A 19,022-nucleotide genomic window follows, 5' to 3' on the forward strand; every position below is an offset into this window, starting at 1 on the left:
AATACTTAACTGATTCCTTCTAAAATGTCTTTTATATGATTGGTGTTTTTCATCTCATCAAAAACTGCCTCAAAATCGTCGCTTTCCATAAGCTTTTTAAAATGAGCGAGATTATTAATGTACTCCTCTAAAGTTTCTATAACGTTGGTCTTATTTTGCCTAAAGATTGGAGTCCACATTTCTGGTGAACTTTTTGCTAATCGTACTGTTGATGCAAATCCACTGCCGGCCATATCAAAAATATCCCGTTCGTTCTTTTCTTTTTCTATAACGGTTTTGCCTAACATAAATGAACTTATATGGGACAAATGCGATACATAGGCAATATGTTTATCATGTGCCTCTGGATTCATATACCGAATACGCATACCAATAGACTTAAACAGTTCCAACGCTTTTTCTTGAAGCTTAAATGTTGTTTTTTCAACCTCGCAAATAATATTTGTTTTCCCCACAAATAAATTGCTAATAGCAGCAGAAGGCCCCGAATATTCGGTTCCTGCTATAGGATGCATTGCTAAAAAATTTCTACGCTTGGGATGGTTTTCAACTGCTTTACAAATATCTAATTTGGTAGATCCAGCATCTATAACCAATGCGGAATCGGATATCTTATCCAAAACCGTTGGCAGTAACTTTACCGTAGCATCAACAGGAATAGCCAATATAACCAAATCTGCATTGGAAATATCATCTAGAGTTGCTTTCTTATCTATTAATTTAAGCGACAAAGCCTCCTCTAAAGTAGCATCTTTTCTACTAATACCATAGATTACCGTCTCTGGGTCATTCCTTTTAATATCTATAGCCAGACTACCTCCTATTAAACCAATTCCTATTATGTATATATTTTTCATAGTTTTTGCTTCTTAAAACATCTGCAAAAAGTAAATTTCCTATCGTTCTATTCTATTATTGACCACCTTTCACTCTTGTTATGGCCTCTTCCAAATTTTCTTCTGATGCACATAAAGAAAAACGAATATAACCTTCTCCCTGACTTCCAAAAATGGTTCCCGGTGTAATGAAAATATGTTGCTCTTTAAGCACCTTATCTATAAACGTTTCTGCCTTTAGCCCTACTGGCAACTTAGCCCAAACAAATAGACCAGTCGCTTTTTTATCGTATTTACATTGCAATGCATCAGCAAGTTGCCATACCAAATCACGCCTTTTTTGGTATACACTATTAAGTGTACTATACCACATTTTTGAACATTTTAAGGCTTCTATCGCTCCTTTTTGGATGCCATAAAACATACCTGAGTCCATATTACTCTTCACTTTTAGGACATTATTGATATGTTTACTATCACCAACAACCATTCCTACACGCCACCCTGCCATATTAAAGGTTTTACTCAACGAATTAAGCTCTAAGCAAACTGTCTTTGCCCCTTCTACACTTAATATGCTTTTAGGGTTATTATTTAACACAAAGCTATACGGATTATCATTCACGATTAAAATGTGATGGCGCTTAGCAAAGGCTACCAAATCCTTAAACAACGTTTCTGTAGGTTGTGCTCCAGTAGGCATATGTGGGTAGTTTAACCACATTAACTTCACCTTACTTAAATCTTGCTTCTCTAAAGCATTTAAATCTGGCAACCAGTTATTGTCCGCGTCCAATTCATAAAAAACAGGCTCGGCTCCAACCAACCTTGTTACCGACTGGTATGTAGGATATCCTGGATTAGGAATTAATACGGCATCACCTTCATTAAGATATGCCATAGAAATATGCATGATCCCTTCCTTACTCCCCATAAGTGGTAACACTTCTACCAAAGGACTTAAACTCACGGAAAACTGTTCTTTATAAAAGCTAGCAATTGCTTCCCTTAGTTCGGGAAGTCCTTGGTAACTTTGATATTTATGTGCGTTAGGATCAAGTAGTCCTTTGGTCAATGCATCCACAACCTTTTGTGGTGGCTGCATATCGGGGCTACCAATACCTAAATTGATAACTGGTTTTCCACTCGCTATAAGCAAATTAACTTCTCTTAACTTCTTAGAAAAGTAATATTCTTCAACGGTATGCAATCTTTTTGCAGCCTCAATCATAATTTTGCATTTTTATATTCGCCCAAAATTTTAAACCCTTGTCCCATAATACCTATAATCGATTTTGCCTTTTTAAAATCATCATATGACTCAAAAGTAACATCTACAAAAAAGGCATATTTCCAAGGTGTTTCAACAATAGGCAACGACTGTATTTTTGTTAAATTCAACTTGCAGTCACTCATTACGTTAAGTATCGCAGCCAAACTCCCCCTTTTATGTTCGGTTTCAAATTTCACCGAAGCTTTATTAATTTCATTTTCAGGCACCTCAGAGTTTACACGCTTTACAATAGCAAAGCGTGTTTCGTTATGCCTAATGGTTTGAATACTATGCGCCAGTATATCCAATCCAAATATACTAGCAGCCATATCACTTGCTATTGCTCCTACTCCCACAAGCTGTTGCTCATGGATACGTTGTGCAACTTCGGCAGTATCTTTATCCTCAACTAATTTAATATGCGGATAAAGCTTAAAGAATTCTTTACATTGCAATAGTGCCATCGGGTGCGAATAAACCTCTTTAATATCTTCAACACTTTGGTTGGGCAAAACCATTAAGTTGTGTTGGATATCAAGGTAGTGCTCTCCTACAACATGCAAATTATATTTATCGATCAACGCATAATTTGGAATAATCGATCCTGCTATAGAGTTCTCTAAAGCCATAATAGCTGCATCACATTCTTTTGTTATCAAAGAGTCGACTACCCTATCGAATGTTAAGCATTCAACAACATCGACTGGTTTATCAAAAAATTGCTGTGATACAATATGATGAAAAGACCCCTTTACACCTTGTATAGCTACCGTTTTAATCATATTACAAAAAAAAGTCTCGATTTTCATCGAGACTCATATTAAAATTTATTGTTATAAATTATACATACAACGCCTCGGTTCCTTTGCTAAAAAAGAAATAAAACCAGTTGTTAAAATATGTATAATATACTGTTGTCGTCATAATTACGCAGCTAAAGTAATTAATATTTTTAGAAATCAAAATAGTATAAAACCTTTTTTACATATTTATTAAAAATTTTAAAGATTAACCAACAAAACCAACTTTACATTATATAATCATTATTTTTGAACAAATAAATTCAAATATGTCTATTGAATCAAAAGGTATTTCAAAGCTTTACGGAAATCAAAAAGCATTAAACAATGTTTCTTTTACAATTGAAAAACCAGAAATAGTTGGCTTTTTGGGTCCCAACGGCGCAGGAAAATCAACAATGATGAAAATATTAACCACTTACATTAACACGAGTGAAGGTACAGCAAAAATAAACGGACATACTATAAATGGTGAAGCACGCGAAGTACAACAAAGTGTTGGCTATTTACCAGAACACAACCCCTTGTATCTAGACATGTATGTAAAAGAATATTTAGCTTTTAATGCTAACATATACAAGGTAAACAAACAACGCATTAATGCGGTTATTGAACTTACTGGATTGACCCCCGAAGTTCATAAAAAGATAGGTCAATTATCTAAAGGCTATAGACAGCGGGTAGGTCTAGCCAATGCATTACTACATGACCCCGATGTTTTAATTCTAGATGAACCTACTACAGGCCTAGATCCAAACCAATTAGTAGATATTCGCTCATTAATAAAAACAATAGGAAAAACAAAAACCGTATTTCTCTCTACCCATATTATGCAAGAAGTTGAAGCCATGTGCGATAGGGTAATCATTATAAACAAAGGAGAAATCGTTGCCGATAAAAAACTACATGAAATACAGGAAGGCGACACTCAAATTGTTGTTGTAGAATTTGATTATCGCATAGAAGATGCCTTTTTACTAAAACTACCAAAAGCAAAAAGTGTCATTAATACGCATGGTTTTGTTTATGAGATTACGTTTAAGACATCCCAAGATATGCGTTCTCATGTATTTGACTTTGCTCACGATAACGAGTTAAAAATTTTACAGCTCAATCAAAAAAACACCAGTTTAGAAACATTGTTTAGAGATTTAACTTCGAACTAAACATATTATTTCTTCTTAAATTTACTGGATAATCGCGATTTAAATGTCCAAAGGTAATTCACCTATAAAATCATTGAGCGTGATTTTAAGTAGAAGTATGACAAATATCATCTTTACCAAGCTATTAAGGTACTAATTTTGCCATATCATATTATGTTAATATGTGCGAAATAATTGAAATCTCAGCTTATTACTGAAAGTAAGAGACTGTTTAAAATTCGTTTTTGAAATTTGTTATAGGTTATTTTTTTGCCAATTAAGGCCTTAAAACCGGAGTTTAGCAGCGCTAAATGAGGATTTTCATAACGAAAAGTGGTGAAAAAGGGGCATAACAAAACCAAAAGGTAGAATTTAAACAGTCTCTAAACGTAACAAGCTATCTTTATAACATTACAAAACACTAAAATGAGCAAAGGAATTTACGTAGCTACAATTGAGCCCAATAGCGGTAAATCTGTTGTTGTGCTTGGTCTAATGAGAATGCTTCTAGGTAAAACCGCCACGGTAGGATATTTTAGACCAATAATTGAAGACATTGAAACCGACGAAATGGATAACCACATTAACACTGTGATTTCACATTTCGAAATTGATCTTAATTACAAAAAAACATTTGCTTTCACCAGAAGCCAAGTGCTTGATTTATATAACCAAGGAAAATCTGGAGATGTAATTGATGAAATAATTAAAAAATACAAATACCTTGAAGAACGTTTCGATTTTGTTCTTGTAGAAGGCACCGATTTCTCCCACGAAAACTCCAGTTTAGAGTTGGACATAAATATCTTAATATCCAAAAACTTAGGCATTCCGGCTATAATTGTATCTCAGGGTGATGGAAAAAATTCAAAAGAGATCGTAGATAGCATACAACTAGCCTACGATACATTTAAAGAAGAAGTCGACGTACTCTCCATCATGGCCAACAAAATTGCCCCTGAAGAAGTAGACACTTTAAAAAAATCGTTAAAAAACCGCATTAGCAACAACACCGACATAAGTGTTATTCCAAAAATACAAAGCTTGTTAAATCCTACAATCAAAGAAATTGTAAAGTCATTAGATGGCAAGATTCTTTTTGGAAAAGACCTTCTTAACAATCAAGTAGAAAATTTTAGTGTTGGTGCTATGCAACTACGTAATTATTTAACACACTTAAAAGACAATGCACTAGTTATCACCCCTGGTGATAGGGCCGATATTATCTTAGGTGCGCTACAAGCCAATATTTCAAAAAATTACCCTAAAATATCGGGAATCATACTTACCGGCGGTCTTATTCCCGAACAACCTATTTTAAAACTAATCGAAGGACTCTCAAGTGTCGTTCCCATCATTAGTGTTTATGGAGGCACTTTTTTGGTCACTAACACAATTGGAAGCATTAAATCTAGAATTTATGCTGAAAACACCGAAAAAATTACAACCTCTATTTCTACATTCGAAAAGCATGTTAATACTGACAAATTAGCAAATGACTTAATTACATTCGAATCGGACATCTTTACGCCAAGAATGTTCCAATATAACCTGTTGCAACGCGCTTTAAAAGACAAAAAACATATTGTATTGCCAGAAGGTTATGACGAACGCATCTTACGCGCCACAGCACGCTTGGTAGATGCCCAAGTTGTTGACCTAACACTCATTGGTGAAAAAGACAAAATACAAGAGCGTATCGAAAAGTTTGACATTTCATTAGACATCCAAGCTATAAATATTGTTTCCCCAACCAAGTCAGTCCATTTCGAAGACTATGTTAACACCTTATACGAACTAAGGAAACATAAAAATGTAACCTTACAAATGGCGAGGGATATGATGGCCGATGTATCCTATTTTGGAACCATGATGATCTATAAAGGCCATGCAGACGGTATGGTATCTGGAGCAGTACATACAACACAACATACGTTACGTCCTGCGTTGCAATTTATAAAAACTAAACCTGGGGTTAATATTGTATCATCTATATTCTTTATGTGTTTAGGGGAACGCATCTCTATATTTGGTGACTGTGCTATCAACCCCAACCCTAATGCTAAGCAATTGGCAGAAATTGCAATATCATCGGCCCAAACGGCAAAAGATTTCGGCATTGAGCCAAAAGTTGCTATGCTATCCTATTCATCGGGAGCATCGGGTAAGGGTGCTGATGTCGAAAAAGTAAGAGAAGCTACAGATATGGTTAAAATACAATCTCCTAATTTAAAAATTGAAGGCCCTATTCAATACGATGCTGCCGTAGATATGCGTATTGGAAAAAGCAAGCTTCCCGACTCTGATGTTGCAGGTCATGCCAGCGTGCTAATTTTCCCCGATCTAAACACTGGCAATAACACTTATAAAGCTGTACAACGAGAAACCGGCGCATTGGCCATAGGTCCTATTTTACAAGGGCTTAATAAACCTGTTAACGATCTAAGCCGTGGTTGTACTGCCGACGACATTTATAGTACTGTTATTATTACCGCCATTCAGGCACAAGAATTTTAAATTATGCAAGTACTCGTATTAAACTCTGGAAGTTCTTCTATAAAATTTCAATTATTCTCAATGCCCAAGGCTAATATTTTGTGCTCGGGCCTCATAGAACGTATTGGCTTTAAAGATGCTATATTCAACTTTAGAACAGAACATAAAACGATAGCGCTTGAAGTTCCTATTTTAAACCATAAAGAAGGGCTACAACTTTTAGCCCAGCACCTTTTAAATAAAGAAACGGGCATTATAAAGTCGCCCAACGACATTAGTGTTGTTGGTCATAGAGTCGTGCACGGAGGCAAACACTTTAGTGAAACCACAGAAATAACAGAAGCCGTAAAAGAAAAAATCAGGGATTTATCTTCTCTGGCACCCTTACACAACCCAGCTAACTTACAGGGTATTGAAGTAGCCGAAGCCATTTTTCCTAACGCCAAACAAGTAGCTGTATTCGATACGGCTTTCCACCAATCTATCCCGGAATACGCTTATAAATATGCCATTCCGAATAAATTTTCTGAAGATTACAACATTCGTTTATACGGTTTTCATGGAACGAGTCATAAATATGTCTCCGAAAAAGCTATTGAGTATCTAGGCAAAAAGGATTCCAAAATTATCACCATTCATTTAGGCAACGGTTGTAGTATGACGGCTGTAAAAAATGGAAAAAGCATCGACCATTCTTTAGGCTTTTCACCAAATACAGGTCTCATTATGGGGACACGATCGGGAGACATAGATACTTCTATCATTTTCTATCTAGCCAAAAAGCTAAATTTCACATTGGATGAAATTAACACACTACTACAAAAAGAAAGTGGCATGCTAGGGTTGACCGGATTTAGTGATTTAAGAGACATTGAAAACGAAGCAGCCAAAGGCAATAAATCGTGTCAGTTGGCCTTAGAGATGAATACCTATCGCATAAAAAAACACATAGGCGGTTATGCAGCAATATTGAATGGATTGGACGCTATTGTTTTCACTGCCGGGATTGGTGAAAATTCGCAACGAATGCGTCATTTAATTTGTAAAGAATTAGACTTTTTAGGGATTGAAATTGACGCTACAAAAAATGAAGAAAAATCTAAAACCATACGTTCTATTAGTAAAGACAACACCAAGGTTGAGATTTTGGTCATACCTACCAACGAAGAATTGGAAATAGCCAAACAGGCTATGGGTTTGTATCAGAACACATAGATTTGCTAATTTCAAGCCTTTTATCGTGTTTTATCTCGGGTCGAGTGAAATCGAGAGCTCTCTATCAAGTTTTACAAGGTGAAAGAAGAGAGGGCTATTTAAAAATTAAACGCCCTTTGTAGAGTACTTCCACTTCAACTATTGGCGGTTCATTAACTGATATAACATTACCCGTACCGGATATTTTCCCTTTTATGGATTGCTGCGGATTTACTATCATATCATTAGAGCCTCTATTCCATAAATTTATGTTTTCGGCAATAAGATCTTTTCCTTCAAAACGCGAGGTTCCTGCCGCAAACGTAATGTGCAAATTATCGGTTTTTCCAGAAATAAAACAATTGGAAAGATTGTTAAAAACAACTCTAAACGTCCCATTATCTATCTGTAATCTAACATTGGCATTGGTAAACGTATCGGGAGCACCAAAATCCTCGGACAGGATGGTTAAACTTGGATAAGTCAATACACCATCAGAACTTATATCGTACTGTGTAGAACTTCGTATCTCGGTAATATTAGGAGCTGTAAGATATACTTTAGTTACGCCGTATTCCCTAACATAGTTACAGGTATTATTATCGGTTAATGTCAATTTCCCATCTACCACCACTACTTCAACATCATTGATCAGGTTTTCTCCTGTCTCAACAACAACTTTTTGTTCGGCACCTTCTTTTACAATAAGTTCGATATCCCTATTCACTAAAATCTTATCAAAATCGGACACCACAAACTCTTGCTGAATGATGACTCCTGCTTTTTGTAAACAATCATTGGCATTTTCATTGTCACAAGAAAACACAAAAACTAAAATCAATAAGTAAATTAATCTGTTCATAATCTTATAATCGTACTCCAATCCCTAATTCCACAGCCTCAGCTTTGGCTCCATGTGATTTTAAGGTTAATGACCCAAACCATTTTTTACTAAAATAGCGTTTTAATCCAATCCTTAAATAAGCGCACCCTTCAAAATCAAAAGGATAATATACATAATATCCTAATTGCGTTACCAACGAGGTTCTATTTACAAATAACTCATGACCTGCAAATACGCCTACGCGTTTATAGTCCTCATTCCCTGAAACATTATCTTCGGGAAAAGCAACACTTTTATAATAAATATATTCTTTTAAAAAATTGGAAAAGAAAACATCTGTTCCTAGTTGTATTGCACTTTTTCTGTTAATACGCTTATCTGCATATGCTGAAACAACGTAAAATGGAAATTGCCCACTGCCTACAACATCGCTTTCATTGATTCCTGTTCTAAAAGCCAGATTATACTTTACGGGTTCCTTAAATATATTATCGTTTTTATCAAGTGTATATTGGTATTCCAAAATAGCATCATCTAAGTTATAAGTAATTCCTACATTAAACGTTATGGAATTGATACTGGTATTTGGTGCTTTTACATTTGCGTTTGAATAATGTATTAAGGACAGTCCGCCCTGTAATCCCAATCTGTTAAAAACACGTTCTTTTTTATAATTCAACATCACATAGGTACTGCTCATGACATGCGTACCAAAAGCATTATTTCGATAATTATTTTCCTTATCGTACGGATTATTGGTATAAGCCAAACCTTGGCCAATACGAAACATAAGATGCCGTTTTAAAAAGTAAAAATTATAATGTGCATAAGCCGAAACCACATTACCCAACACTCTATTTTTAAGGTTCTGATAAGCGAAGGACACACCATAATCGGGATAATTATAACGCTGTTCCCATTCGTTAAAACCAAATGTTTTTTGGTTCCAACCAACAATAACCCCTTCGGGGTGCCCCTTTATTAAATGAAGGATGTCATTATTGTGAAGTGCTATATTACCTTTAAAATAATTAACATCTATATAAGTGGCATGCTGGTTGTCTTGAGAAAAAGACTTACAACACAGGGCACAGAACACAGAGAAAAATAGAAGCCTCATGTAGGTTTAGTTATAAGGCAAATGTAATAGAATTATTAGAATAACTCAGACGCTATTGCTTTAATATTATCACTTTTCCCCATAGAGTAGTAATGCAAAAAGGGTACGCCTGCCGCTTTCAATTCTTTAGATTGCTGGATAGCAAACTCAATACCAACTTGTCGTACTGCTTTATTGTCTTTACAAGCTTCAACAGCATCGATTAAATCCTGAGGTAAATCTATTTTGAAAACCTGCGGTAGCACTTGCAAATGACGTTTTATTGCAAGTGGCTTAATTCCCGGGATAATAGGCACATCTATTCCAATTGCCCTGACTTTATCTACAAATTCAAAATACTTGTTGTTATCAAAAAACATTTGCGTAACCACATAATCGGCTCCAGCATCAACCTTAGCTTTTAAGCGTTTTAAATCGGTTGTAAGAGATGGAGCTTCCATGTGCTTCTCTGGATAACCAGCAACCCCAACACAAAAATCGTAATTATGCTCTACCTCAACAGTATCATGTAAATATTTTCCTTTATTCAAATTGGCTATTTGCTCTACCAAATCACTCGCATAAGCATTGCCGCCTTTGGTAGGCACAAAATAGGGCTCATCTTTTCTAGAATCGCCACGTAAAGCGACTACATTGTCAATTCCTAAATAATGACAGTCCACCAAAACATATTCGGTTTCCTCCTTTGTAAAACCACCGCATAACAAATGCGGAATGGCATCTACATTATACTTATGCATAATAGAAGCACATATACCAACAGTTCCAGGGCGCATACGCGTGATGCGTTTATCAAAAAGGCCGTTACCTTTATCAACATAAACATACTCTTCCCTAGATGTTGTAACATCTATAAATGGCGGATTAAATTCCATTAACGGATCTATATTGTTATACAAATCCTGAATGTTCTTTCCTTTTTGAGGCGGTACTACTTCAAAAGAAAACAATGTTTTTCCGTTAGCTCTTTTTATGTGTTCTGTTACTTTCATTACTTCTATTTTGGTGTTCCCCAATAAGGGAATCTCATCAATTATTTTATTTTTGGCTTTACCTTTTTGCGCTCTTTGTATTGTGTTTTACTCGTCCTAAAAAAGCTCTCAATGCTATTGATAGAGCGCTTTACATCAATATTTTTTTTACATCTTCAAAATCCTCGGCGTACTCCCAATATATCCATCGGCCATCAACATAATCTGTTAAAATATATTTTTCACTAACCGATTTTATTCTAGAAACAGCAATTACCTTCTTGGAAAACGTGTCCGAGCGCACATGTTCTAATGTCTCTTTATTTTTATTATCATATCCATGTGATATAATATAGCTTCCTAAAGTTAACTCTATAAACTTCAAAGATTTAATATTTTATTATTAATTGAGAACATATACAACCGCTCTTCTATTGTTCTGCCAAATTAGGGTGCAACCATTTTCTGGCTTTATCTTTAGTAATACCTTTACGCGTAGCATAGTCGGTTAATTGATCGTCGGTAATTTTCCCTAAGCCCATATACTTGGCTTCAGGATTCCCAAAATAATACCCCGATACGGCTGCTGCTGGCCACATAGCTAAACTTTCTGTTAAGGTAACGCCTATAAGTTTTTCTACTTCCAACAATTCCCAAATGGTTTCTTTTTCAAGGTGATCGGGACATGCTGGGTATCCTGGTGCTGGACGAATTCCTTTATAACTTTCTTTAATCAGCTCCTCATTCGATAAATTCTCATTGGCTGCATAGCCCCAATGCTTGGTCCTCACTTGCATATGTAAGTACTCGGCAAAAGCTTCGGCAAATCTGTCTGCTATAGCCTGAACCATAATAGCATTATAATCATCTTCCTTCGCTTTATATGAATCAGCTAGCTCTTGTGCTCCAAATATAGCTACACAAAAGGCTCCCATATAATCCGTTTTACCCGTTTCTTGAGGCGCTATAAAATCGGCTAATGCAATATTAGGCACGCCATCACGCTTTTTTAACTGCTGACGCAGGGTCCTAAAAACAGCTATTTCTTTTCCTTTCTTTTGAATGGAAATATCATCATCGTTTACCGTATTGGCCTCAAATAAACCGAAAACCGCTTTTGGCTTTAACAGTTGTTTTGCAACCACTTCTTTAACTACCTTCTGCGCATCTTCATATAACTGCGTAGCCTGCTCCCCTACAACATCATCGGTTAAAATATCAGGAAACTTACCATGTAAATCCCACGAAATAAAGAAAGGCTTCCAATCGATGTAAGGTAACAATTCTTTTAAACTTAGTTGTTTTAAAACTTGTACGCCTAACTCTTTTGGTTTTACTATCGGTGATGTTTCCCAGTCAATTTTATACTTTTTATTTCTTGCTTCACTAATAGAAACATACGACTTTTCTTTTCCTCGTTTTAAAAACTTTTCACGAAATTCATCATAATCCCTTTTTAGCTTAGCTGTATATTCATGTGCCGTTTTTTTATTCAACAAATCGCCTACTACGGTTACTGCTCTGGATGCATCGTTAACGTGTACCACGGCATTTTCATATTGTGTATCTATTTTAACAGCCGTATGGGCTTTCGATGTGGTTGCTCCTCCAATTAGCAATGGCAGCTCAAAATTTTGACGTTGCATTTCTTTTGCCAAATACACCATTTCATCGAGTGAAGGCGTAATGAGTCCTGATAAACCAATAGCGTCTACACGTTCTTTAATAGCTGTTTCAATAATTTTTTCAGGAGGTACCATAACCCCTAAATCGACTATTTCATAATTATTACAGGCCAAAACCACACTTACAATATTTTTCCCAATATCGTGCACGTCGCCTTTTACGGTAGCCATTAATATTTTACCTACAGGCTCTTGCTTATCTGTTTTTTCTGCCTCAATAAACGGATTTAAATAAGCAACTGCTTTTTTCATTACACGCGCTGATTTTACCACTTGTGGCAAGAACATCTTTCCCGCTCCAAATAAATCACCGACTACATTCATACCGATCATTAAATGGCCTTCAATAACATCAATTGGCTTTTCTGCCTCCAACCGTGCTTGCTCAACATCTTCAATAATAAAAGCATCTATTCCCTTTACCAAAGCGTGGGTAATGCGTTCTTGGACTGAGTTTTCGCGCCAGGATAAATCCAGTTTTTTTTCTGTTTTGGAGCCTTTTACCGTTTCGGCAAAATCCAATAAGCGTTCGGTAGCATCGTCTCTTCTGTCCAAAATAACATCTTCTACATGCTCTAACAAATCCTTCGGGATATCATCATACACTTCTAAAAGAGCGGGGTTTACGATTCCCATATTCATGCCTGCCTGAATAGCATAATACAAAAACACCGAGTGCATTGCTTCTCGAACACCATCGTTTCCTCTAAACGAAAACGACACATTACTCACTCCTCCGCTCACACTAACATTAGGCAAGTTTTCACGTACCCAACGGGTAGCTTCAATAAAATCGATGGCATTTCTCCGATGCTCTTCCATCCCTGTTGCCACTGGAAAAATATTTAAATCGAAGATTATATCTTCTGAAGGGAAACCAACTTTATCTACTAGAATACGGTAAGAACGTTCACATATTTCTATTCTACGTTCATAAGTATCTGCCTGTCCAACCTCATCAAAGGCCATCACAATTACCGCAGCACCATATCGCTTTATTTGTTTTGCTTCCCATATAAATTTGTCTTCGCCTTCTTTTAGGGAAATAGAGTTTACAACACATTTGCCCTGCACTACTTTTAGTCCCGCTTCAATAATTTCCCATTTGGAACTATCTATCATGATTGGCACGCGGCAAATATCGGGTTCGGCAGCTATTAAGTTTAAAAACCGTACCATCGATTCCTTACCGTCTATAAGACCGTCGTCCATGTTAATGTCAATAATTTGCGCACCGCCATCTACTTGGTGTCTTGCTATATCTAGAGCTTCATCAAATTTTTCTTCTTTAATAAGCCTTAAGAATTTTCGCGACCCAGCCACATTGGTACGTTCACCAACATTAATAAAATTACTGTTCTCATTCAGGACCAGTGGTTCCAGACCAGAAAGCTTCATAAACTTTCTTTGGTTATTGGTTGACAGTTGTTGGTTATTGGTTTTATCAATCATAATTTTTTATAATAATTTATGAAACCATTTAACAGTTTTTTTGGTGGTTTCAATCTGACTCAATACATTTTCTAAATCATCAACACCAATATAACTTAGATCCGCGGCCAGATATAATTGAGTTTCCAGTTCATACAAAGAGCCCCTTGAAATATATAAATAATGAATTGTCTCTTTTGGAGTTTGTCTTCCACAACCTTCTGCTATATTTGAAGGAATAGACACAGAACATCTTCTTATTTGATTAGTCATTCCATATAGTTCTTCATTAGGAAAGGTTTTAGTCATAGAGTATATTAAACTCACGAGTTTTCTTCCTTCAATCCAAACATCTAATTCTGTATATGATTTCATCCTCTAATACGTTTCAAATAACCAATAACTAGAAACTGATAACTAATAACTAAATATAATGTTCTACAACAGGAAATGGCTCATAAAAATGATGCAACAACTTTTTCCATTCCTGATATTCACTAGATTTTCTAAATCCAATTTCATGGTCTTCGACAGACTCCCAATTGACTAACAATATGTATTTATCATCTCGCTCTAAACACTTTTTCAATTCATGGGATATATACCCCTTCATGGATGAAATGATATGTTGGGCTTTTTGAAAATTGTTTTCAAAATCTGCCGAAAGTCCTTTTTTTATATTTAAAATGGCTACTTCTAAAATCATCTCTGGTTATTAGTTTTTAGCTATTGGTTGTTAGTAATTGACATTATCAATAATTTTCTATTTTCATCAATGGCTTCAACACCTTCTTCTATAACCCCCATTAATTTGTATAATTTTATTGCTCTTTCATTGTCTGCATACACGTCCAACCAAATCCTACTTGCTTTATAACCTTCAAAACAAATCTTCTTAACCAATTAGACTGTATCTTTCCCATATCCAAATCCTTTTTTAGATATTACAATTCTTCTGAATTCAATAATCTTATCCGAACTCAAAATCCCGGCTAAAATCACAAATCCAATGAGCATATTACTTTTTCTTTCAAAAACAGATAAATGACTCCCAGCTTCTAATATTTCTTTATGCTCACTAAAATTATATTATTGAACAAATTGATTATTATCCGCTTCAAAAGTCAATATCCTTTCAATATCTTCAAGCTTGGTTTTCTTTAATATTATTTTATCTGTTTCTACCAACCTGACAACTCAATAACTATTAACCAATAACCTTTCCCGTGGTTTATATTTTGCAGCTATGTCTGCAATAACCCTAATGTGTTCAGGAGTCGTTCCACAACAACCACCAATAATATTGATCAGATTCTTTTTCAAATATTCCTCAATTTGTGCTCCCATCTCTTCCGGTGTTTCATCATATTCACCAAAGGCGTTTGGTAATCCCGCATTAGGATGGGCAGAAATGGCAAAATTGGTTTTATTGGCAATAGCCTCTAAATGGGGCTGCAACAAATTGGCTCCAAGCGCACAATTAAACCCAACAGATAACAATGGGACATGGGACACCGAAATTAAAAATGCTTCGGCAGTTTGCCCCGATAAAGTGCGTCCGCTAGCATCTGTAATGGTTCCACTTAACATAATCGGCATATCAATATTACGTTCTTCTTTTACTTCCTCGATAGCAAACAATGCTGCTTTTGCATTTAAGGTATCAAATACGGTCTCGACCAATAATAAATCTACACCGCCATCAATTAAAGCTTCAATCTGTTGCTTATAAGCTATTCGTAATTCATCAAAAGTAACTGCTCTATAGCCTGGGTCATTAACATCGGGCGACATACTCGCCGTACGGTTTGTTGGCCCTATAGAACCAGCAACAAACCTAGGTTTATGAGGTTCTTTAGCTGTGAATTCGTTAGCAACTTCCTTTGCTATTTTAGCCGATTGATAATTTAATTCATACACCAAGTTTTCCATTTGATAATCGGCCATAGCTATAGTTGTGCCAGAAAACGTGTTTGTTTCTACAATATCGGCTCCTGCTTCAAAGTATTTAGCATGAATTTCCTTTATGGCTTTTGGCTGGGTAATGGAAAGCAGATCGTTATTCCCTTGTAAAGGAATAGGGTAATCTTTAAAACGCTCTCCCCTAAAATCATCTTCAGTGAATTTATATGCTTGAAGCATCGTCCCCATAGCGCCATCTAAAACGAGAATGCGTTCTTGTAAAACCTCTTGTATATTTGACATCTTTTCGATATTTTTTTATTATCTACCAAACGTAACACACAATCTTGCTGTATTATAGCAAACACAGTCCAGTGCGTAACCATTCATCGTTTTTAATTAAAATCGACAAATTGATTTAATACTATGTTATCAGGAAAAGTAATGGAACATTTTCCGTTATCTTTCCAACAATCGTTTATCGCTGACTGTTAGTAGAACGTAGCACCTTCTTTACAAGATAAAGGGTTGCCAAGGCTTCACTGGGTCTATTCCCTCTGCCTTTCTTGATAACACTATTAATACGTTAATGAACTCGTGTGCAAAATTAACACTTTATTTTTGATTAATCATTATCTAAAGTATAGATAGTAAGAGACTGTTTAAGGCTCTTTTATTTTTAAATTTCTCGAGACCTCTCTTCCATAGCCTTTTATAATGATGGAATCCTTCACAATTCTTGCCACCGAAAAAGCCGTTTTGTCCTCGCTATCTACCATCCCTTTAAACGTAAGGAAATGCACGCCATTTTTTTCAATGTAATCACCATGATGATTGTGCCCATTAAAATAAAACTTAACATTGTTATAGTCTTCTATTAGTTTTAAAAACTGTTTAAAGTTCCAAAGGTTATGGACTTCTTCTTCTTTGGCAACAGGGAAATGACAATAAAAACCAACCTTTTCTTTATTAAGTACAGCTGTTTCTAACTCGTCTTTTACCCACTTCAGTTGTTCATTGCTCAATCCTCCATTCCATTTTTGTAAATTTGGCAAACTGTCTTTCTTCAATAGGTTAAACAGAGAATCGGTCTCTTGTTGTTTTCTTTCAGAATCTGCCGCATAATAACTTAGGTCGTTTCCATCTAAAACAATAAAACGCCAATTATTAGTTTTAAAACTATAATAGCGTTTAGACAAACCCATTCTTTTTGGGACTAAAGCTTTTAAAGAATCTGAAACACTAAAATCATGATTGCCTAAAACATGCTTTGTATCCGATTTCAACTTTTCCCAAACAGGAAAAACAGAATCAAAACTGGCATAATCCCTATCAATAAAATCCCCTAAATGAATTACATAATCCAATTCTTTGGAATTCAACACACGTACAGCTTCCTGAAGTTTTTTCTTTGCTCCCTTATAAAATCTAGTGTTGGTACTTGCACAATCACAATACTGACAATCGGCAATAATACCAACATTAATATATTCTGGAACATTGCTTTTTTTGTTTTTACAAGCAGTAAATAAAAGTAATAGACATATGATGTATTTCATTTTCTTGGGAGGCTTACGTAAGTATTATAAAAGAACTGATACTGATACGCTTGGAGGCTTGTCTCAAAATCAAAATATTTATCGAATAAACACCTCATAAGCTTGCGCCGAGGTGGTTTACTCAAATAATGTTGATGACAGGTAACGATCGCCTCTATCGCAAATAATGGCGACTATAACACCTTCTTCTAATGTTTCCGCTAATTTTAAGGCCGTAAACACAGCTCCACCACTACTCATACCTGCAAAAACACCTTCATCTTTAGCCAAACGCTGGGTCATCGCTTTAGCTTCCGATTCGGTAACTTCAATTACCTGATCTACTTTAGAACGGTCAAAAAATTTAGGGACATACTCGGGGGACCATTTTCTAATACCTGGAATTCTTGAGCCATCGGTTGGCTGGGCTCCAATAATTTGAACAGCTGCATTTTGTTCCTTTAAGTAGGTAGATACGCCCATGATGGTTCCAGTAGTTCCCATAGCCGATACAAAGTGGGTAATCTCACCATGCGTATCTTTCCAAATCTCAGGTCCGGTAGTTTTATAATGTGCCATCCAATTATCATCATTCTCAAACTGATTAAGCAAGGTATAACCTTTTTCATCCCTCAGTTGAAATGCGACATCCCTAGAGCCTTCAATACCTGCATCAGCTGATGTTAAAATAACTTCGGCGCCATAGGCTCGCATCGTTTTTACGCGCTCTTCTGTAGAATTCTCTGGCATAACTAAGACCATATTAAGCCCTAAAAGTCGTGCAATAAAGGCTAGAGCAATTCCTGTGTTTCCACTAGTTGCTTCAACCAAATACCCTCCTTTTTTAATATCGCCTCTTTTTAAAGCTTCATTAATCATATTAAAAGCAGGTCTATCTTTAACACTACCAGCGGGATTATTACCTTCTAACTTTAAAAGAAGCTTTACTTTTTTATTGGGAATAAGCTGACTTGCCTCTACTAATGGGGTATTACCTATAAGGCTCAAAATACTTTTACCGTATGCCATTCTTTTTGGGTCTTATCTTAATTTCTGTTTGATAGGTAACTAATGAGTTTTCTGGCACCGATTGGGTAATCCAAACGTTAGCTCCTATGGTACTATTGGCACCTATAACGATATCACCACCCAAAATGGTAGCATTGGCATAAATACAAACGTTATCTTCAATGGTAGGGTGTCGCTTGGTTGAAGCCAATTTTTTTGCTACAGAAATACCTCCTAGCGTTACTCCTTGGTATATTTTTACATGTTTCCCTATTATTGATGTTTCCCCTATTACGATTCCCGTGCCATGGTCCAAAAAGAAAGAGTCTCCAATAGTTGCTCCCGGATGAATATCTATCCCTGTAATACCGTGTACGTATTCACTCATCATTCTAGGAATGATCGGCACTTTTAAAACGTATAGTTCATGGCTAAGACGATACACCGAAATTGCCAAAAACCCAGGGTAGGCCAGATAAACTTCTTCTATACATGTAGACGCCGGATCATTTTTTAAAAATGACAAGGCGTCTAAATCTAACTTTTCTCTAATAGTAGGAAATTGGTTTTCAAAGGCTTCCCAAATATCAGTAGGGTTATTAATGGAAAGCTTTTCGGCTACCTCCAAAAACGTTTGTTTTAAAAACAATGCTTCAGATTCTTGCTTATCAAAGAGGTTATAAAACAACCGCTTTGTAAAGGTTTCCATTACTTCTCTTAAGCGTACATTATAATTTTTCATCTATTACCTGTCGTAAAATATATGCGAAATTTACATA

At 35.8% G+C, this 19,022-nt stretch carries 18 protein-coding genes and 1 riboswitch; of the genes, 3 read left to right on the plus strand and 15 right to left on the minus strand.

Features of this window, described 5'->3' with window-relative positions:
* Window positions 1-5: 5 nt before the first annotated feature.
* Genes JF259_RS00650 through JF259_RS00660 form a run of 3 tightly spaced genes read right to left on the minus strand, consistent with a single transcriptional unit; the run spans window position 6 to window position 2,891 of the window.
* Entirely contained in the window at window positions 6-857 is an 852-nt protein-coding gene (locus JF259_RS00650) for a prephenate dehydrogenase (protein ID WP_199112055.1), read from the minus strand.
* A gap of 55 nt (window positions 858-912) precedes the next feature.
* Entirely contained in the window at window positions 913-2,067 is a 1,155-nt protein-coding gene (locus tag JF259_RS00655; protein WP_199112057.1) for a pyridoxal phosphate-dependent aminotransferase, read from the minus strand.
* Window positions 2,064-2,891 (minus strand): prephenate dehydratase, encoded by an 828-nt coding sequence (locus JF259_RS00660; RefSeq protein ID WP_199112059.1) that lies wholly within the window; start codon window positions 2,889-2,891, stop codon window positions 2,064-2,066. Before JF259_RS00660 ends, JF259_RS00655 begins: the two co-directional genes overlap by 4 nt.
* A 287-nt stretch (window positions 2,892-3,178) precedes the next feature.
* On the opposite strand from JF259_RS00660, the gene gldA reads away from it, so the two are divergent.
* From gldA to JF259_RS00675, 3 genes are all read left to right on the plus strand, one after another.
* The gene (gene gldA, locus JF259_RS00665) at window positions 3,179-4,075 is read left to right on the plus strand and encodes a gliding motility-associated ABC transporter ATP-binding subunit GldA (protein WP_199112061.1); all 897 of its coding nucleotides are present in this window, start codon (window positions 3,179-3,181) and stop codon (window positions 4,073-4,075) included.
* A gap of 405 nt (window positions 4,076-4,480) precedes the next feature.
* Entirely contained in the window at window positions 4,481-6,571 is a 2,091-nt protein-coding gene (pta, locus tag JF259_RS00670; RefSeq protein WP_199112063.1) for a phosphate acetyltransferase, read from the plus strand.
* A 3-nt stretch (window positions 6,572-6,574) separates the two neighbouring features.
* Window positions 6,575-7,765 carry an acetate/propionate family kinase gene (locus JF259_RS00675; protein WP_199112065.1) on the plus strand — a complete coding sequence of 397 codons (1,191 nt, stop codon included), beginning with the start codon at window positions 6,575-6,577 and terminating at the stop codon, window positions 7,763-7,765.
* 94 nt (window positions 7,766-7,859) lie between these two features.
* On the opposite strand, the gene JF259_RS00680 is transcribed toward JF259_RS00675, so the two are convergent.
* From JF259_RS00680 to epsC, 12 genes are all read right to left on the minus strand, one after another.
* A complete protein-coding gene (locus JF259_RS00680; RefSeq protein ID WP_199112067.1) occupies window positions 7,860-8,606 on the minus strand; it encodes a head GIN domain-containing protein in 747 nt (248 codons plus the stop codon).
* A gap of 4 nt (window positions 8,607-8,610) precedes the next feature.
* Entirely contained in the window at window positions 8,611-9,708 is a 1,098-nt protein-coding gene (locus tag JF259_RS00685) for an acyloxyacyl hydrolase (protein WP_199112069.1), read from the minus strand.
* A gap of 35 nt (window positions 9,709-9,743) precedes the next feature.
* Window positions 9,744-10,700 carry a methylenetetrahydrofolate reductase [NAD(P)H] gene (gene metF, locus JF259_RS00690; protein ID WP_199112071.1) on the minus strand — a complete coding sequence of 319 codons (957 nt, stop codon included), beginning with the start codon at window positions 10,698-10,700 and terminating at the stop codon, window positions 9,744-9,746.
* A 130-nt stretch (window positions 10,701-10,830) separates the two neighbouring features.
* Window positions 10,831-11,064, minus strand: coding sequence for a hypothetical protein (locus JF259_RS00695; RefSeq protein ID WP_199112073.1), 234 nt, complete (start codon window positions 11,062-11,064; stop codon window positions 10,831-10,833).
* A 46-nt stretch (window positions 11,065-11,110) separates the two neighbouring features.
* Entirely contained in the window at window positions 11,111-13,816 is a 2,706-nt protein-coding gene (gene metH, locus JF259_RS00700; protein ID WP_199112075.1) for a methionine synthase, read from the minus strand.
* Between the two features lie 6 nt (window positions 13,817-13,822).
* Window positions 13,823-14,170, minus strand: coding sequence for a four helix bundle protein (locus JF259_RS00705; protein ID WP_199112077.1), 348 nt, complete (start codon window positions 14,168-14,170; stop codon window positions 13,823-13,825).
* A 49-nt stretch (window positions 14,171-14,219) separates the two neighbouring features.
* Window positions 14,220-14,501: an antibiotic biosynthesis monooxygenase family protein gene (locus JF259_RS00710; RefSeq protein ID WP_199112079.1), complete on the minus strand. Its 282-nt coding sequence runs from the start codon at window positions 14,499-14,501 to the stop codon at window positions 14,220-14,222.
* 20 nt (window positions 14,502-14,521) lie between these two features.
* Window positions 14,522-14,698, minus strand: a complete 177-nt coding sequence (locus JF259_RS00715; protein ID WP_199112081.1) for a GNAT family N-acetyltransferase — start codon at window positions 14,696-14,698, stop codon at window positions 14,522-14,524.
* A gap of 294 nt (window positions 14,699-14,992) precedes the next feature.
* The gene (locus JF259_RS00720; protein ID WP_199112083.1) at window positions 14,993-16,000 is read right to left on the minus strand and encodes a homocysteine S-methyltransferase family protein; all 1,008 of its coding nucleotides are present in this window, start codon (window positions 15,998-16,000) and stop codon (window positions 14,993-14,995) included.
* 153 nt (window positions 16,001-16,153) lie between these two features.
* Window positions 16,154-16,273: riboswitch (SAM riboswitch) on the minus strand.
* Window positions 16,274-16,359: 86 nt separating this feature from the next.
* Window positions 16,360-17,256 carry a metallophosphoesterase gene (locus JF259_RS00725; protein WP_199112085.1) on the minus strand — a complete coding sequence of 299 codons (897 nt, stop codon included), beginning with the start codon at window positions 17,254-17,256 and terminating at the stop codon, window positions 16,360-16,362.
* Window positions 17,257-17,373: 117 nt separating this feature from the next.
* Entirely contained in the window at window positions 17,374-18,264 is an 891-nt protein-coding gene (gene cysM / locus JF259_RS00730) for a cysteine synthase CysM (protein WP_199112087.1), read from the minus strand.
* Entirely contained in the window at window positions 18,251-18,985 is a 735-nt protein-coding gene (gene epsC / locus JF259_RS00735) for a serine O-acetyltransferase EpsC (protein WP_199112089.1), read from the minus strand. Before epsC ends, cysM begins: the two co-directional genes overlap by 14 nt.
* Window positions 18,986-19,022: the final 37 nt, after the last annotated feature.

The sequence above is a fragment of the Snuella sedimenti genome, from assembly GCF_016428595.1.
GTDB classification, from domain to species: Bacteria; Bacteroidota; Bacteroidia; order Flavobacteriales; family Flavobacteriaceae; genus Snuella; species Snuella sedimenti.

Bases quoted from the DNA above. Each gene is read 5' to 3' on its own strand.
- JF259_RS00650 (WP_199112055.1), bottom strand. From the start codon at position 857: ATGAAAAATATATACATAATAGGAATTGGTTTAATAGGAGGTAGTCTG.
- JF259_RS00655 (WP_199112057.1), bottom strand. From the start codon at position 2,067: ATGATTGAGGCTGCAAAAAGATTGCATACCGTTGAAGAATATTACTTT.
- JF259_RS00660 (WP_199112059.1), bottom strand. From the start codon at position 2,891: ATGATTAAAACGGTAGCTATACAAGGTGTAAAGGGGTCTTTTCATCAT.
- gldA (WP_199112061.1), top strand. From the start codon at position 3,179: ATGTCTATTGAATCAAAAGGTATTTCAAAGCTTTACGGAAATCAAAAA.
- pta (WP_199112063.1), top strand. From the start codon at position 4,481: ATGAGCAAAGGAATTTACGTAGCTACAATTGAGCCCAATAGCGGTAAA.
- JF259_RS00675 (WP_199112065.1), top strand. From the start codon at position 6,575: ATGCAAGTACTCGTATTAAACTCTGGAAGTTCTTCTATAAAATTTCAA.
- JF259_RS00680 (WP_199112067.1), bottom strand. From the start codon at position 8,606: ATGAACAGATTAATTTACTTATTGATTTTAGTTTTTGTGTTTTCTTGT.
- JF259_RS00685 (WP_199112069.1), bottom strand. From the start codon at position 9,708: ATGAGGCTTCTATTTTTCTCTGTGTTCTGTGCCCTGTGTTGTAAGTCT.
- metF (WP_199112071.1), bottom strand. From the start codon at position 10,700: ATGAAAGTAACAGAACACATAAAAAGAGCTAACGGAAAAACATTGTTT.
- metH (WP_199112075.1), bottom strand. From the start codon at position 13,816: ATGATTGATAAAACCAATAACCAACAACTGTCAACCAATAACCAAAGA.
- JF259_RS00705 (WP_199112077.1), bottom strand. From the start codon at position 14,170: ATGAAATCATATACAGAATTAGATGTTTGGATTGAAGGAAGAAAACTC.
- JF259_RS00710 (WP_199112079.1), bottom strand. From the start codon at position 14,501: ATGATTTTAGAAGTAGCCATTTTAAATATAAAAAAAGGACTTTCGGCA.
- JF259_RS00720 (WP_199112083.1), bottom strand. From the start codon at position 16,000: ATGTCAAATATACAAGAGGTTTTACAAGAACGCATTCTCGTTTTAGAT.
- JF259_RS00725 (WP_199112085.1), bottom strand. From the start codon at position 17,256: ATGAAATACATCATATGTCTATTACTTTTATTTACTGCTTGTAAAAAC.
- cysM (WP_199112087.1), bottom strand. From the start codon at position 18,264: ATGGCATACGGTAAAAGTATTTTGAGCCTTATAGGTAATACCCCATTA.
- epsC (WP_199112089.1), bottom strand. From the start codon at position 18,985: ATGAAAAATTATAATGTACGCTTAAGAGAAGTAATGGAAACCTTTACA.